The sequence below is a fragment of the Neobacillus nitrireducens genome, from assembly GCF_030915405.1.
Classification (GTDB): Bacteria; Bacillota; Bacilli; order Bacillales; family Cytobacillaceae; genus Neobacillus.
The window spans coordinates 854,542-870,324 of sequence record NZ_CP133262.1 but is presented as its reverse complement, the minus strand read 5'-3'; the positions used below and the strand labels follow the sequence as shown (position 1 = coordinate 870,324).

Sequence of the window (15,783 nt, the reverse complement as noted above, 5' to 3'; positions counted from 1 at the left end):
TCCTAATATTAAAATAATCGACCGGAAAAGATTAAAAATCCAAAGCAAACGAAGTGGAAGGTGATGACGATCGAGATTGCATGTGTCCATTTATTCTTTTTCCAGAATGAGTATTTTTTGTTTTTTCGTGTAAACCAATCAAAACTGATGATTAATAGAGCATGATATAACCCATACACAATATAGTGAAGTTCCAGACCGTGCCATACCCCCATTAATAAAAAGAGAAGCAGATAACCTAGATAGGAAATGGTGAAACGGTTTTTGATCCACTTTTTCTTTTGCATCAGGAAGGCGAATCGCATGTACACATAATCTCGGAACCAAAATGAAAGTGACATATGCCAACGGTTCCAAAAGTCTTTAATATTTCTGCTCAAAAAAGGAAGATTAAAGTTTTCAGGCGTTTTAACCCCCATAATATAGCTGAAACCGATGGCAAAGTTGCTGTATCCTGCAAAGTCAAAAAATAAATATAAACTGTACAAATACATATAACTAATATCGGATAGCAGCGTATGGTTTTGGATAAAAAGTGTTGAAATTAATTTACTATTGATGAGAAATCCGATAATAAATTTATATAAAAAGCCTAAAAATATCTTATTAATTCCCTTATAAAGAAGCTCATGATACTCTTCTCCGGAAGGTACGGTGTCTATATCCTTTTTAAAACGTTTGTACCGGTCGATTGGACCGGAGGAAATGGTTGGAAAAAACAATAAAAACGAAAGCTGTTCTTTTAAGGTTAAAGATTTTAACGAGCCATCTCGAATATCAATGACCATTTGAATATTTTTAAAGGTTAAATAAGAAATTCCTAAAAAGCCAAACCAGTTATTCAATTCGAAGGCAGGCAAGATTTTTATTAACAATAAAGGGATGATGGATAGAAAAATAGCTAGATAAAAGACCAGTGACGAATTTTGCTTTGATCGATACCGTAAATAAACAGAAACAAGGATGATCTCCCAAATGACATAGGCCATAAGGGAATACGCTTGGTGAAGGTCAGCTCCAAATGCCAGAAAGAGAATGACAACCGTAACGAAAGCATTATACCCACCTAACCTCTTTTGCCTGTATCCCGCTGCGACGACAGGGATAAGCAAGATGCCCACAATCATAAAATAAAGTAAAGTGGCATAGGGCGTCATGCAGTAACCTCTTGTAATACTCGTTTGCGGTCAACCTTGCCGTTATTTGTCATCGGAAGAGCCGGGCGATAAACAAACTTTCTCGGTATCATGTATTGCGGTAAAAGAGTACGCAGTTCTTTTTTTAACTGACTGGTAAGTTGAAATTCCTTTTCGAATTTATGTGAAGCTGGGACGATCACCGCTGTTAAAAATTCGCATTTCCCGTCTTTGTAATTAGGTAAAATCATAACGTTTTGTACTAAATGCAGGGAAGAAAGCTGTGCCTCAATCTCTTCAAGCTCCATTCTGTATCCATTCACTTTCACTTGGAAATCCATTCTTCCTGCGTAAAATAGCAATCCATCTTTTTTATAGCCAAGGTCTCCTGTTTTATAAGCAGGCTGCCCATTGAGGACGAAAAATGATTTACGAGTCAAACCTGGTTGATTCAAATACCCTTTGCTCACATGAGGTCCGGTTATAACAATTTGACCTTTTTCCCCATCTGGTTGTTCATCAAGTGATTCTGACAGAATATAAACTTCGCCATCTTTTTTCGAAATGCCAATTGGCAATGATTCGTACTTTTCAATCAAAGAATCATCCACAGTGATACTTGTTGCTGCTACTGTACATTCAGTAGGACCATACGTATTGAATACAGTGGCATTTGGGAACCTCTTTCTCAATTTTAAAGCCGTTGCACTTGGTAATGCTTCTCCACAAAATAGAAATGTTGTTAATTCAGGGAGTATAGTTGCTGAAAACTGTTCATCCGATAAGCAATAGTCCACAAAGGATGGAGTAGATGTCCAAATATTCGCGGAGGATTTTTCAAGCGATAAAAATAATTCTTTAGGCGCTGCCACATATTCTTTGGGCAGCATCCAAAGGGTTCCTCCTAAGAATAAACTAGGGAACAGATCCATCACTGACAAATCAAACGAAAAAGGTGCTTGGTTTAAAAAGACTTGATGGTTTGCTAAACCGAAGTCATTCATCATCCAGTGAGTAAAACTCATTAAATTGTTGTAAGAAATTTGGACACCTTTTGGATTTCCTGTGCTCCCTGACGTATAGATGATATAAAAGTTTTCATCATTGAGAACATATGACTCGGAAGAAACGGTTTTTCCTTGATTCTTTACGAGTGCATCCCGTAAACGATCTCCATTCAAAGGATGGGATAGATGTTCCAAACCTACTTGAGGCAGATCAATAGGTGACAACATCATTTTAGCTCCAGAATCTTCTATAATTTTTGCAATTCTTTCATCTGGAATAGATGTATCAACCGGAATATATGGATGACCTGATTTAACGCATGCTAAAAAACAAACAAGCATTAATGGTTCCATGTGACCATAAACCACAATAGGAGTAGAATCATCTAGCAAAAGATTGTCTAAAAAATAAGCTAAAGACTCGGACATATGATAAAGCTGCCTATATGTAAGGCTCTCATTTCCGCATGAAAAAACGGTCTTTTCAGGATATAATTCAGACCATTTTTGTAGTTGTGAATAAAAATTCATAGTGTCACCTCTAAAATTCGTTATAAATAAAAGTACCGGAATTTTTAAATCCATAAATGGTTAGTAAGCCTAACAGAATTAATAAATAAAATAACAATCTCATCATCCACCTTGTGGTAGGATGACAGAATAAAGATTTTACATAATGAAAGAATGAATTCATAAATGCCTCCTAACTGGGAAGTAAAGCACTTGATGATTTTACTATAAAATCCTATTTGATTTTGGATTTTAATCAAAATTTAATCCTTGGCTTTTGATAGATTAGTTGAATTTAGAATAAAGGGAGCAGGAAATGTATGAGGAATTTAATATTTTTGAAAAGGAACTAACGAAGTAAAAGGTTTAAACTAAAATAAGCGAGGGGGGTAAAAAATATGAAACAATTGGGGACGCTATACTTTTTCTGTGGAAAAATGGGAGCTGGAAAATCAACTAACTCAAAACAATTGGCGATAGATAAACATGCGGTACTGTTGTCGGAGGATGAATGGCTTTCATCTCTTTATCCCAATCAGATTGCATCATTTGAGGACTATCTAAAATTCTCAGCGCAGCTCAAGCCGTTGGTTAAAAAGCATGTCCAAAACATATTAAGTGTCGGTACAGATGTAGTGATGGATTTTCCAGCTAACACTCAAAAACTTCGAAAGTGGTTTTTGGATATGGCGTCAGAGGTCAATGCAAGCCATCAACTAATTTTCCTTAATCTAAATAACGAGCAATGCTTACGTCAAATTGCACAAAGGCGTAACGAACAACCCGAAAGAGCAGCTTTTGACACGGAAGTGGTGTTTATTCATGTTACTAAATTTTTTGAAGCACCAGATGCATCCGAGGGTTTAAATATTGTAGAGTTTAGCGGAAAAGAATAACAAGGAGTTCAATGATTCGTGTGTATAGAGGACCTTTCGTTCTAGGGGGTGCTCTATATGATATAAAATGAAATGTGAGTGATAGAAGAAATGGCTCAGTACAGTGAACTGAGCCATTTAATTTTAAAAACATATACAAAAATCGGTACAAATTTGGTTACATTTTTTAAACGTTAAAGTAGCTATTAACAAATGTTTAACCTATTTTATCAACTTCTAGAAGTTCAGGCACCGAAAAGTTAGTATTTTATTATTTTCGGCAGCATTTCGGTAAAAATCTCGATAAACATATTTATTAATACGAGGATGGCTGGTATGGAAAGAATGGCAAAGCTTAGGTAGGCAAGTTTCAGCCTTCCTTTTGATTGGTCGAACCATTTTGACATGTACTCAAACACTATGGCAAGAAGGGAGGATCCGATAAAAAACGAGGCCGAAAATAAGGCTATTCCTAACGGTGCTTGTGGTCCAAATAATTCATTGTTTGGATTGGACAGAAACAAAGGAGTTCCATAAACAATTAATAGTAACAAACCAAATAATAACCCTTTAACCAGCCAGCTTTTTCTGGAACGATGAAAAATGAATGTGTAGCAGATACTGTTTGCTAAGGTTACAGCAATACCGAGGAATACGATTAACAGGGTTCCGGACAAATGAAACCCACTTGCCATATGAGGGAAAAAATAAGCAATGAAACCCATTACCAATCTTAAAAGAAGCCCAAAAATTATCCCCGGAAAAAGGGCCGCGATATAACCAATACCATATATCTTGGCTGCTCTTGCCCAACGATTGGAATTGGCTTCCTTTACGGCCTCACTGTTTAACTGTCCATTCATGGCATAATCTCCTTACCTAATTATATTTAAAGACCCCAATATTTAATATATTCAGAGTCTAATGTCCCTATAAGAGAAATTTTTATTAAGCGCAGTCTAAAACAATCATAACCGCTGATACCCGTGGGATAGCATATGAACAATTACAGGAGAACAATAGCAGAAAAGTCTGATGGAGGAAATGGTGATGCGAAATGAAAATATGCCTATCTTTCAAAGGGGGGATTTTATAGGAAGGAAATAGCAGAGCATCCATACTGGTAGTAAATAAAGGTTACCTTTTCGTATACAATTAGAGCCACAAATCCTTCAACTCTACCGTCATATGAAGGAAAGGTGGCTTTTCGTATGTTAAAAGTTCCCTATTTTATTTTTTTTATGAATTTCTTCCGTTCCTGCATCCAATGCAGTCATATAATAGTTGCATTTATGATTTATAAGTTCCATTGTCCTATTCAGTTCTTCCAACTGTGCTTCTACAGCAGCTTTTCGCTCCAAGAACATATCGTATCTTTGCTGCAAGGTTGAATCGCCCTCAGAACACCAGGTTATGAAACCTTTAATTTCTTTAATAGGCATCCCGGTAGATTTTAGACATTGAATAATTTTTAATGCTTCAATATCGGATTCTTTAAATAATCTTGTTCCACTAGGAGTCCGATCAACAAAAGGGATGAGGCCCTCCTTATCGTAGTAACGTAAGGCATATACTGTGAGATTTAATTCTTTTGCAACTTCGCTTATAGAATATGTCAACTTAATTCATCTCCTAATCTTCTTGATATAGACTTCGAGTTAACTCTATGTTTTGACATGATTCTATTATACAGTATGCTAAATTTCAAAGTATACTATTACTTTCTGTTTTGGATGATCTACTGCATTTAAACTTTTTGCTTGACCTAGAGTTAACTAGAGGGTTTATTCTAGTTTTGCAAGAGAAAAAGGGAAGTTATGTATCTATAACAGTACCAGTTCATTCTCTTAAAACATCAAATTATTTTGGAGGTTTTTACAAATGATAACAGCTAAAGCACGAGCTGTCGACGGTCCAGACAAACCGTTTCGGGTTGCTGAAATTAATAGACGTGACCTTGATCTACATGATGTTCTAATTGAAATTAAGTATGCAGGCATATGCCATTCTGACATACATACGGCTCATGGCGAATGGGGACCTGTGAACTATCCACTCGTACCTGGACATGAGATTGCGGGATTTGTCACCGAAGTAGGAGCAGAAGTAACAAAGTATAAGGTTGGTGACCGAGTGGGAGTCGGTTGTATGGTTGACTCCTGTGGTGAATGTGAGAACTGCCGTAAAGGGGAAGAACAGTACTGTCTAAAAGGGAATGTCCCTACCTACGCGGGTGTTGACAAATATGGTGAGCCTACCCAAGGAGGCTATTCAACCCACATCGTCGTAACTGAGGACTTCGTAGTCAGAATTCCTGATAACATCTCGCTTGACGCCGCAGCACCATTACTTTGCGCAGGCATTACGACCTATTCTCCATTAAACCATTGGGGAGCTGGTCCAGGGAAGAGAGTTGCGGTTGTTGGTATGGGCGGTCTGGGTCATATGGCTGTCAAAATTGCTCATGCCATGGGTGCCGAGGTGACCGTTCTATCACAAACATTGAAGAAAAAGGACGATGGCTTAGAATTCGGCGCTGACCATTATTATGCCACAAACGATTCAGAAACGTTTAAGAAACTAGCGGGTTCATTTGACCTCATCATCAATACAGTAAGCGCAAAGATTGATATTAGTGCTTACCTTTCTTTGTTGGCATTAGATGGTACACTTGTCAACGTCGGCGCTCCAGCGGAACCGTTGTCTCTAAACGTATTCTCGCTAATCGGTCATCGCCGTTCATTTGCAGGTTCTATGATTGGCGGCATCCGTGAGACTCAGGAAATGTTAAATTTCTGTGCTGAGCATAATATTGTTCCGAAAATTGAAGTAATTTCTGCTGACCAAATTGACGAAGCTTATAAGCGCGTATTAGCTTCAGATGTGAAGTATCGATTCGTGATCGACACAAGCACCATATAAGTGGTGTAAGCGATAAATCTGAAGATACGATCAAGGATGTCCCGAAGTCTAGCTTTTGGGACATCCTTTTTAATTACTAATCTTAAAGGGTAATCTATTGACCGAACATAATTGAAGATAGGAGTTGTTTATTTGACTGAACGAAATAACTTGTTGATTGTCATCTTAACCATAGGAGTCTTCGGGATCTTAAATACTGAAATGGGGGTTATTGGAATATTACCTGATATTGCTGATCACTTTCATATAAGTGTATCAAAAGCAGGATGGCTGGTAAGTGCCTTTGCCCTTGTTGTCGCCATATCTGGTCCAACGATGCCGTTATTGTTTTCGGGGATCAATCGAAAGAAGGTCATGTTACTTGTCCTAGGTGTTTTCGTTGTGGGAAACATTGTAACCATATTTACATCTAACTTTACCATTCTATTAATTGCTCGTATCATTCCAGCCTTTTTTCATCCTATTTATTGTTCATTGGCATTTACAGTAGCTGCTGCATCAGTAAGGAAAGAGGAAGCTCCAAAAGCTGTTTCTAAAGTATTTGTAGGAGTATCAGCCGGTATGGTAGTCGGCGTGCCCATCGCAAGTTTTATCTCAAGTGCCGTTTCGTTTGAAATGGCAATGGCCTTTTTTGCGATTGTAAATGCCATCGTATTTATTGCAACGGTGATTTTTGTACCATCTATGCCAGTGGAAAAAAGACTTTCCTATGGTACACAATTTTCCGTCTTAAAAAAACCTATTATATGGCTTTCCATCTTGACTGTCATTTTATTAAACTCAGCCATATTTGGAGTTTTTAGTTATCTGGCTGATTATTTGAAAACTGTTACAAATATGCCTTCGAACACCATTAGTTTAATATTATTCGTATATGGAGGAGCCAATATTAGCGGGAATATTTTGGCAGGGAAATTGCTAACTAAAAATGCGCAGAAAGTTGTGGCAATTTTTCCTTTTGTATTAGGAATCGTGTACATTCTATTATTCTTATTTGGACAGGTTACCGTACCTATGGCGTTCATTACGTTAATTTGGGGGATATTAGCTAGAGTAGCGGGTAATATCAACCAATATTGGATTTCAACAGCAGCTCCCGAAGCGCCTGATTTTGCCAACGGCCTATTTTTATCAGCCTGTAACATAGGAACAACCATTGGTGCAGCTGTAGGCGGGTTATTTATATTAGAAATGGGTACAAAATACGTCGTATTAGTTGGGATCCTATCGTTAATCCTAAGTTTGGTAACTATTTTACTACGAAATTATAGGTATAGTCCGGTAAAACAACTCTCCATTTAACTGCTCACTCCATTTTATATAAGATGTCTTGTCCTTAATCTAGTAACTAGCAAAAGATAAATAAGCGGAGATACTCCGGGTAGTTTCAGAATGGAGCTCGTTTCGGGATAAATAAGGGGAGGTTTTCCGGTTATGGAAAGTAAAATCTTCCATTTTCACATTTTTCGAATAAATAGGCGGAATATCTCCGTCTTTTTAAGCTCTTTTTAATAAAAGTTACTTATTAAGCAGAATTTTTCCGTCTATTTAACAGCTTCTATTGACTAACGCTCACACAGGAGCATCCATGATGTTCCAAACCTGTCTCTCAACTGAGCAAAGCGCAAAGCGAAAAAGGTTTCTTCCATGGGCATAAAGATTTCTCCTTCTTCAGAAAGCAAAGTATAAAGCCTCTCCGCCTCTTCTGCACTGGAAACCCGGAGTGTTAGATAAACACTCCGCATAGGCTCAGCGTTAGGGATGTCGGCTCCCCTGAGTACCATGTCCCCAATCTCTAGAGTAGCATGCAGAATGTCGTTTTCCCGACCTTCTGGAATGTTCGTCGGGTCTGGCATTTGTTTGAATGCCATCATCGATGTTATTCTGCCTCCGAGATGCTGTTCATAGAACCGAAAAGCCTGTTTGCAAACCCCACGATAGTTGACGTAGATATCGAGTTTCATTGAATAACCTCTCCTTTTTTATTTTGGTGATTGGTCTTGAAAGATATCCTATAATTCAGTATAAACTTTTAAGATCGGTAATAGGAGCCAGTCTTTATTATTTTTATTTCGACATTATTCCGCATTCTTAGAGGTTTCATAAAATACATAAGAGATAAGAATCATAAAAAGGTTGTTGATTTTAATGACTTTTCCAGTCATTACCGTTGCAAGTGACTATATTAATTTATGTTAAGTAGAGAATTTGTCAAATCTTGACCTTTTTTTTTCTTTAATAAAACTCATATTATTTGTAAAATATATAATAGTCAAAAAAATATTTGTAAGAATAACCGAATGAAATTGGATTTATTCGTGAAGTGGAATGAATAAAAAGTTAAGATTATTAGAATTATAAAGAGGGGATCGAACAAAATGTACAATTATACAATCTATGTAACACATAACGGTAAAGTTTATCAAACCAACGTTATAGCTACCAAAAACCAAACAGAAGAAGAAGTTTATCGTATAGCACAAGAACAAGTTCTTAAACAATGGGAAAATTAAATAAAGGATCCTGGGATTAAAAGGATTTTGAATGGGACTTCCACTTGAAGAATAGATTATGGATAGCTTCCTTTACTTGAAAATCCCGCCGCCAATAGTGCTTTAGAGGGTTTTTTGAAGAATCCTAATTATATATAAATTATAATAAGAGGAGTTGATGGGTTTATGAAGAATATTAGAAACCTTACCATGGAGGAGTTGGAAAGACGTATAACTCATTTTGAGGATCGTCTTGCGGATTTTATTATTACTGAGGAACAAAGAGAGTTAATCAAAGAAAGCTTAATGGAACTAAAGAACGCTAAAGGGCGCAAGGCTTCTTAAATTTTCAAATAAGATACTACATATAAAATTAAGAGCATTATCTGTGGAACCTATATAGATTTTGTACATTTTTCCACCATTCGGAGAGAAAAATGTATAAAGTTCTTATTAAGCTAACGGATGCTAATATTAAATAAAAAGTCGCAGCAGCGACTTTTTTTCCTTTTCTACCAATGGGCAGGTTAGTGAAAGAAGGAATTAACCGATAAATGAGGAGTCTTTTTAGTTCCCGACTTTTTCATTCTGTTATCCCTTCTTTATTCTTCTTTGCTTCCTCCGTATATAAGATGACCATCTGCTCCATAAACTGTTATATCCGCTGGTTTAATCATTTCATCTTTAGAAGTAATATACCAAACCCATAACGCAGCTGTACCTGAACCTCCGCTCATACCAGCCAAGTCGTCCCGAACATAAAATTTATTTGGCTGTATATTGCCTTCACTATTTATAATGATGGTCTTTGCCTTGTCTCTGGCAAATCCGTATAAAATGGAGAAATCCTTTTGGACATTATTTTCAACTCTCCAGGTTATGGGTCCATTCTCCTCCTTTTCCTCTCTGAATTCTTGGAAATCCAATCCTGGAAGCATTTTTACCATTTTAGTATGGTCTTTGCTAATAAGAACTGGCAGGATTCCGAATTCAGATTCAACAAAAGCCACATTTGAATCGGTATCAATTAAAATCACTTTTTTGCAATCCTCATTCTGAGCTTCTACTTTTGTACAGATTGCTTCTTCCAAGGATGTAGTAGGAATATAATTAGAACCAGGACTTGAATCAGGACGGGAAGCTGAAAAATAAAGTACCACAATTAATCCTAAGCAGAGTAAAGCTAATAAAATTTTTTTACTCATCTCCATCGCTCCCATAATTTTATGCTATTTAGATAATTACAATTATAAACCACATGTTTCTTTCTTAGGTGTCATTTAGTAAGAGTTTTAGGACTTTTTAATGAACATGATATAACACATGACATTAATTTTTATAAATGGACAATAAGTATTGTACAATTAAATAAAATGCCATAACTACAGTGAGTATTAATGTCATTATGATTATCTGGAGGAAGTATAATGTCCAATAACGTAAGACCAAGAAAGATCATTTTAGATTTAGCAATTACTTTAGATGGTTTTATTGAAGGGAAAAATGGAGAAGTTGATTGGTGCATTATGGACTCTGAAATGGGGTTTATTAATTTCTTAAATCAAATTGATACAATTTTATATGGAAGAAAAAGTTACGATTTATGGGGACAATATACTCCAGAAAATGAAGATACTGATTCTGATACTGAAAAAGAAATTTGGGAATTAGTACATAGTAAAGAAAAATATGTGTTTTCCAGAACGCAAAAAGGGGCTGATAATAAAGCAATATTCATAAATGACAATATTCTCGAAGAAGTAAATAATTTAAAGAATAAGCCTGGTAAAGACATATGGCTATATGGCGGGGCAAGTCTTATTACATCTTTTATCAACTTAGGGCTTGTTGATGTATTTAGATTATCTGTTCACCCAGTTATTTTGGGAGAAGGAAAACCGTTGTTTATTGATATAAAACAGAGGTTGAATTTAAAAATGGTTAATACAAGAATGTTTTCGTCTGGTGTTGTGCAACTAATTTACGAATCTTAGAATAGTTGGAGTTATTTAATTGTAAGTTACCTAATTAAAAATATTTATGAGTTAAGAAGTCATTCTTCTAACCTAACTAGTCTATCTGTAATTTGGTCATGTTCACGTTCAGCTACCTCATTAGAGATAACATCTTCTTTTATCAATTTTTCAATGGCTTCGTGTTGTGCGTATAACGCATGCCTTTGTAAAATCAATTGTTGTTTTTCTTTCAAATGGGGATACTTCTTAAAAAGCTGTTCCATTTTCTTCTCCATGCTTGATAATTCTTGCTCATATTGAGTTATCAGTTCTTTTGCTGCCATTTCTGAAATGAATAATTTCTTACTAATGGTTTTTATTTCCAATATGGCAATTTCATAGCGGTGTCCACGAGCGATCATTTCTTCATATTCTTTAATTCCCTCATCTTTTTTATTGACCCCCAAGAAGGAGAGAAGCGGTTTTATGGAAAGACCTTGAAATATTAAAGAGATGAGAACCGCACTAAAAGCAATAATTAAGAGGTCTTCCCGTCCTTGAAAATTACGAGGAAGACTTAAAACTAAGGCAATGGAAAGCGAACCTTTTAAACCTCCCCAATTGATCACATGCTTCCAAGCATAAGGAAAATTCTTCGAAAAAAATAAACTAGCGTATACCGCAAGGCTTCTTGCTATCAGCACAATCAATATAGAAAGTAAAATTAAGCCCCATTTGTCATTAAAATTTATCTTGGTTATTTCTAATCCAACCATTAAAAAAACGACTGAGTTGGCTAGCAACGCTGTAACTTCCCAAAAGTTATTGATGTTTAGCTTAGTTGTAGGACTCATACCAATTTTGGCTCCATAATTTCCAAAAATGAGACCAGCAATCACCACAGCAATTACACCTGACCCATGGACAGATTCTGCTAATAAAAATGAACCATAAAATAGTATAATACTGAAAATGATCTCCAAAGGATAATCATCAAATTGTTTGGTTAATTGAGAAAAAACATAGCCTAATGCTCCGCCTATTATGAGTCCTAAAGAGATTACCTTGAAAAACTCCCACAAACCATAGCCTACACCTATTGCTCCAAGGTCCAGGTAGGTAAGTAAATAAAAGGCGGAAATTTTAAAAAGCACAACCGACAATCCATCGTTAAATAGACTTTCGCCTTCAATAACCGTTGCAAGCCTTTTGTTTACCCCGACGCTTTTGAAAATAGATATAACACTTACAGGATCAGTTGCACTCATTAAAGCAGCAAAAACAAACGCTTTTGGAATGGAAAAATCCAACAGCCATATCATGAAAAAACCAATAATCAAAAAGGATAAAAGCGTTCCTCCAAAAGCCAAAGCAAGAATAGGCAATTTATTCTCTTTTAAATGTGAGTAAGGAAGCTTTAGGGAGGCCTCTCCTAATAATGCAGGCAAAAACAGAGTAATAATAACAAAATTAAAAACTTCCCCCTCAGTAATAAAATCCTTTAAATGCTCTAAAACTGGAATGTTAACCAAGCCAATAATCGTTCCAACAACTACTAAGGCAATCGGGTAAGGGCGATTGAATTTTTTAGCGATAGCCGTAACACCAGCTGCAATCATTACTAAAATTAGGCCAATTTCAAAGATGTGATGTAAATCTAATTCATTCAATTTATTCATAACCTCCTTTAATGTTCATTTCTTCTGGGTGAAAATCTATATCTAAATAAGGACTGCCGCCAGTGTGTAATTAGACTGTGTTGAAGGATCCTCACTTGTGTCTAAATAAGGGCTGCTACCAGCATAATTTGCCTGTGATGAACGGTTCTTACTTGTATCTGAATAGAGAATGCCATCAACATAATTATCAGATTTTCTTGATAGTTTATGACCTGGTTCTCCATAAAATTCACCTCCGTTATTATATGGTGTGTGGTTGTGGGGATAAATATCAGGTAATATGGAGGAAATTAGAAAAAATAATATGGAGAAATCGTTGCAGCCGTGGTTGCTGATATTTGTTAAAAGATAAGTAAGTAGTAAATTTTCTTCCTCAACTACCGTACAAGTTAGTTTAATAAATAATGATAAAATAAAGGAAAAAGGAGTAGGATGCTGAAGTGGTTATACTAGGGAATATGTCGCCAAAAGCTATTGTTGAATTTTGGGGAGTTACGGAAGATATTTTTATCAAACACAATATTCTACTTACAAGACAGACTTTAGAATCATTGGTAGATGAGGAACAGCTTAGTTTGCCTCTTCAAGAATTGAATGCTGCTGTTGGAAGTTCAAATGCGACTTGTATAAAAGGTGGCTGACAAATACCGAAAAAGGAGTAGGTTACCCCTTTTATTGTGTTGGTTAAGTTATTTAGGAGTGTGTCTGAATGATAGGTGCTGGTATATGTTTAATTGGTGCTTCAGTGATACTGTTTGCACCTCGGCAATAAAAATTTCCTTTTCAAGTAACGGGGGCAAGAGTTGAAGAGCCAGCTGTCAATTTAGACAGCTTTCTTCTTGTGCTAACGGGCTGGTTACTTGAAGAAGAGGGAATCGTGATCTAGTATAGAAAGAATATGAACTTTGATACAATTGACCATGATGAGGCATCAACAACTTTCTATATGTAGATGATGAAGAAGGATATTTTCTGTTTTAAGCGAATTAGAATTTCAAACAAACCTAAAACGAATACAGGTGTTGAAAAAAATAGGAACATAGGAGGTATGAGATGAAGATCAATAGAATAGATCATGTGAGTATAAACGTAAATGATCTTTCAGAGGCTAAAGCGTTTTTTCTTGATTTAGGACTTGAAGTGCAAGCCGAATGGGAATTGGATGGAGAACAGTTGGACAGAATAGTTGGGCTTAATGATGTTAAAACGGCATGTGTAGGATTGGGGATGCCAGATGGTCAAGCATGGATAGAGCTAGTCAAATTTTATACGCCCTTAGATGAAAAAGATATTCAGAAACCTTTTGCAAATACGATGGGTATCCGACATATTTGCTTTGCTGTTGAAGATATTGAAGCTATTGTTGCAAAATTGAAAAAGAAGGGCACGGAAATCTTTAGTGAGATACAGCAATATGAAGAAAGTTATAAGTTATGCTACGTTCGTGGTCCAGAGGGAATTATTTTAGAATTGGCGGAGAAAATCTGATAAATATTAAGTGGGACTTAAAGGTTTGATGATTCAGCAATGATTGAAGGATAGCATCCAACGGTGTCTAATTCAGCTAATGGGTAGCATTTGCTTTAATAAGAAGTATCGCCTTTTTCTTTTTTCGACAAACGGGCTGTTTGTTTTAACAGATTATTTAAAAACGAAACGCTTGGATAATACAATCCAAGCGATAATTTTCTGCTTTTATAGTGTTATTTGGATGATATATACTACTTTTTAAATAAAACAGGTGAAAAATCTACATCTTCTATCCAAATGCACTCTTCTTTCTCCTTATTATCTTTTATCAATACATCGCCTTTTTGCGTTTCACCATGCCTTCGTACCCATGTGAGATAGGAACTAACGACTTGTGGGTCTACATCTAACTCATTTTCTTTTGGAAATGTGATTCGATTCTGAGTGCCTGTCGTTACATCTATTTCATAAAGAGAGGTGAACATGGTGGGAGCTGGGCCCTCTTTCCACGCTTTGTTTTCCGGTGACCGTGCGACAATCACTTTTGAAGGTGACAGCCACTCCAAATCTAGGTCTACATATCCTTTGGGGGTATATTCAATCTGCTTGGTGGATGCCTCTAAATCAGCAATTTTAGTTATCTTATTTTCAACAAAAAAACGTCCTTCTCCTGAAATAAAAGCTAATTGGTTGGCTAGTGGTGCCCACTTAAACCAGTCACCAAATCCTAACATCCTGCCGATGTCTTTGAACACTTTGCCGTCTGATGATAAGGCACATAAAGGATTACTGTCCATTGACCAAGATGGTGTTGGAGTACCGAGAAAGCTAACCCATTTGCCGTCATGACTCCACTTAAAGCCACCAACATCAACAGCAAATAGCTTTTTTTCATCGATTGGGATTGAATACAATAGCTTCGGTTTGTTCTCATTCAGACTCATATCCTTTGGAATCCGATACAATTTAATAGGCTCCCAGCCAGTGGGAAGGCGATTCGACGTAGCAGACACAATAAACTCTTTCCCATTAGGATACCATTCAAATCCACTAACCCCTAATGACACATTTTCAAATCCAGATGGCCTGCCATCCTTTGTCTTAGTCACATTTAGAACCCATCCAGATAAGTAGGCTAATTCATTTGCAACTGGTGACCACCTAACCAAAGAAGACTCAATGATGGGATACGGTTTAAAGTTCTCTTTTTTCTTAGTATCGTAAATCCAGAGATTTGACTTTTCTCCCTGCTCATCACCGTCAATGTATGCAATAAATCTACTATCATAGGACCACTGGGGTGAATAGACATATTTATCTTTGGTAAGCTGGATTTCTCGATCTCCCTCTTTCATCCATAACTGGTGTTCACGAACAAACGCAGCCTTCAATGGCACTTCTGCTTTCGTCACAGTAATGAACGGGAATATGAAAATTATCATAAGTAATAAGATTTTTATTGGCACGCCATTCCCTCCTACTAAATAGATTTGCCTAGTAAATTCAAGTTGATGTATTATTTTAAATGAATAGTTCTTCAATTCTAATTAATTACAAAGACATTGGTATAAGTGGATTTATAGAATGGGATTTATTATTAAATAATCAAGTAAATTTCCACCAAGAGTAAATAAAAGTTTCGTACTATTAACTGGTGTTGCCTTCATAGTGGTGGGGCGTAGTTATAATTTTATAAAAACGGACTTGTTCAACTAAAAGAAGAGTTTGTAAACACAC

18 protein-coding genes are annotated in these 15,783 nt (G+C 36.3%); 8 read left to right on the top strand and 10 right to left on the bottom strand.

What is annotated here, in order from left to right:
- Positions 1 to 8 precede the first annotated feature (8 nt).
- From dltB to dltX, 3 genes are read right to left on the bottom strand one after another with little or no spacing between them, the layout of a single operon-like run.
- The gene (gene dltB, locus RCG22_RS04165) at positions 9 to 1,157 is read right to left on the bottom strand and encodes a D-alanyl-lipoteichoic acid biosynthesis protein DltB (RefSeq protein ID WP_308105858.1); all 1,149 of its coding nucleotides are present in this window, start codon (positions 1,155 to 1,157) and stop codon (positions 9 to 11) included.
- Positions 1,154 to 2,674 (bottom strand): D-alanine--poly(phosphoribitol) ligase subunit DltA, encoded by a 1,521-nt coding sequence (dltA, locus tag RCG22_RS04160; protein WP_308105857.1) that lies wholly within the window; start codon positions 2,672 to 2,674, stop codon positions 1,154 to 1,156. Before dltA ends, dltB begins: the two co-directional genes overlap by 4 nt.
- Positions 2,675 to 2,684: 10 nt before the next feature.
- Positions 2,685 to 2,837 carry a teichoic acid D-Ala incorporation-associated protein DltX gene (dltX, locus tag RCG22_RS04155; RefSeq protein ID WP_374049424.1) on the bottom strand — a complete coding sequence of 51 codons (153 nt, stop codon included), beginning with the start codon at positions 2,835 to 2,837 and terminating at the stop codon, positions 2,685 to 2,687.
- A 214-nt stretch (positions 2,838 to 3,051) separates the two neighbouring features.
- On the opposite strand from dltX, the gene RCG22_RS04150 reads away from it, so the two are divergent.
- Positions 3,052 to 3,549 (top strand): P-loop nucleotide/nucleoside kinase family protein, encoded by a 498-nt coding sequence (locus RCG22_RS04150; RefSeq protein WP_308105856.1) that lies wholly within the window; start codon positions 3,052 to 3,054, stop codon positions 3,547 to 3,549.
- A gap of 239 nt (positions 3,550 to 3,788) precedes the next feature.
- On the opposite strand, the gene RCG22_RS04145 is transcribed toward RCG22_RS04150, so the two are convergent.
- Together RCG22_RS04145 and RCG22_RS04140 are read right to left on the bottom strand one after the other, a co-directional pair.
- Positions 3,789 to 4,391: a hypothetical protein gene (locus tag RCG22_RS04145; RefSeq protein ID WP_308105855.1), complete on the bottom strand. Its 603-nt coding sequence runs from the start codon at positions 4,389 to 4,391 to the stop codon at positions 3,789 to 3,791.
- Between the two features lie 351 nt (positions 4,392 to 4,742).
- Positions 4,743 to 5,147 carry a MerR family transcriptional regulator gene (locus tag RCG22_RS04140; RefSeq protein WP_308105854.1) on the bottom strand — a complete coding sequence of 135 codons (405 nt, stop codon included), beginning with the start codon at positions 5,145 to 5,147 and terminating at the stop codon, positions 4,743 to 4,745.
- Positions 5,148 to 5,409: 262 nt separating this feature from the next.
- On the opposite strand from RCG22_RS04140, the gene RCG22_RS04135 reads away from it, so the two are divergent.
- Positions 5,410 to 6,450 (top strand): NAD(P)-dependent alcohol dehydrogenase, encoded by a 1,041-nt coding sequence (locus tag RCG22_RS04135; RefSeq protein ID WP_308105853.1) that lies wholly within the window; start codon positions 5,410 to 5,412, stop codon positions 6,448 to 6,450.
- Positions 6,451 to 6,582: 132 nt separating this feature from the next.
- Positions 6,583 to 7,752 carry an MFS transporter gene (locus RCG22_RS04130; RefSeq protein ID WP_308105852.1) on the top strand — a complete coding sequence of 390 codons (1,170 nt, stop codon included), beginning with the start codon at positions 6,583 to 6,585 and terminating at the stop codon, positions 7,750 to 7,752.
- Positions 7,753 to 8,015: 263 nt separating this feature from the next.
- On the opposite strand, the gene RCG22_RS04125 is transcribed toward RCG22_RS04130, so the two are convergent.
- Positions 8,016 to 8,414 carry a VOC family protein gene (locus tag RCG22_RS04125; protein ID WP_308105851.1) on the bottom strand — a complete coding sequence of 133 codons (399 nt, stop codon included), beginning with the start codon at positions 8,412 to 8,414 and terminating at the stop codon, positions 8,016 to 8,018.
- A 414-nt stretch (positions 8,415 to 8,828) separates the two neighbouring features.
- Between RCG22_RS04125 and RCG22_RS04120 the strand changes: the two genes are divergently transcribed.
- The gene (locus RCG22_RS04120) at positions 8,829 to 8,963 is read left to right on the top strand and encodes a BA3454 family stress response protein (RefSeq protein WP_098263090.1); all 135 of its coding nucleotides are present in this window, start codon (positions 8,829 to 8,831) and stop codon (positions 8,961 to 8,963) included.
- Positions 8,964 to 9,128: 165 nt separating this feature from the next.
- A complete protein-coding gene (locus RCG22_RS04115; protein WP_176525614.1) occupies positions 9,129 to 9,287 on the top strand; it encodes a hypothetical protein in 159 nt (52 codons plus the stop codon).
- 257 nt (positions 9,288 to 9,544) lie between these two features.
- Here the strand turns inward: RCG22_RS04115 and RCG22_RS04110 are convergent, their stop codons facing one another.
- The gene (locus tag RCG22_RS04110; protein WP_308105850.1) at positions 9,545 to 10,147 is read right to left on the bottom strand and encodes a hypothetical protein; all 603 of its coding nucleotides are present in this window, start codon (positions 10,145 to 10,147) and stop codon (positions 9,545 to 9,547) included.
- A 222-nt stretch (positions 10,148 to 10,369) separates the two neighbouring features.
- Between RCG22_RS04110 and RCG22_RS04105 the strand changes: the two genes are divergently transcribed.
- Positions 10,370 to 10,936 (top strand): dihydrofolate reductase family protein, encoded by a 567-nt coding sequence (locus RCG22_RS04105; protein ID WP_308105849.1) that lies wholly within the window; start codon positions 10,370 to 10,372, stop codon positions 10,934 to 10,936.
- A gap of 59 nt (positions 10,937 to 10,995) precedes the next feature.
- Here the strand turns inward: RCG22_RS04105 and RCG22_RS04100 are convergent, their stop codons facing one another.
- Positions 10,996 to 12,567, bottom strand: coding sequence for a cation:proton antiporter (locus RCG22_RS04100; RefSeq protein WP_308105848.1), 1,572 nt, complete (start codon positions 12,565 to 12,567; stop codon positions 10,996 to 10,998).
- A 110-nt stretch (positions 12,568 to 12,677) separates the two neighbouring features.
- On the bottom strand, positions 12,678 to 12,800 hold the full coding sequence (locus RCG22_RS04095; protein WP_308105847.1) for a hypothetical protein: 123 nt from the start codon (positions 12,798 to 12,800) through the stop codon (positions 12,678 to 12,680).
- A gap of 234 nt (positions 12,801 to 13,034) precedes the next feature.
- Between RCG22_RS04095 and RCG22_RS04090 the strand changes: the two genes are divergently transcribed.
- Both RCG22_RS04090 and RCG22_RS04085 read left to right on the top strand, forming a co-directional pair.
- Entirely contained in the window at positions 13,035 to 13,217 is a 183-nt protein-coding gene (locus RCG22_RS04090; protein WP_308105846.1) for a hypothetical protein, read from the top strand.
- 412 nt (positions 13,218 to 13,629) lie between these two features.
- Positions 13,630 to 14,064: a VOC family protein gene (locus RCG22_RS04085; protein ID WP_308105845.1), complete on the top strand. Its 435-nt coding sequence runs from the start codon at positions 13,630 to 13,632 to the stop codon at positions 14,062 to 14,064.
- Between the two features lie 233 nt (positions 14,065 to 14,297).
- Here RCG22_RS04085 and RCG22_RS04080 read toward each other — a convergent pair whose 3' ends face one another.
- Positions 14,298 to 15,512, bottom strand: a complete 1,215-nt coding sequence (locus RCG22_RS04080; protein WP_308105844.1) for a translocation protein TolB — start codon at positions 15,510 to 15,512, stop codon at positions 14,298 to 14,300.
- Positions 15,513 to 15,783 lie beyond the last annotated feature (271 nt).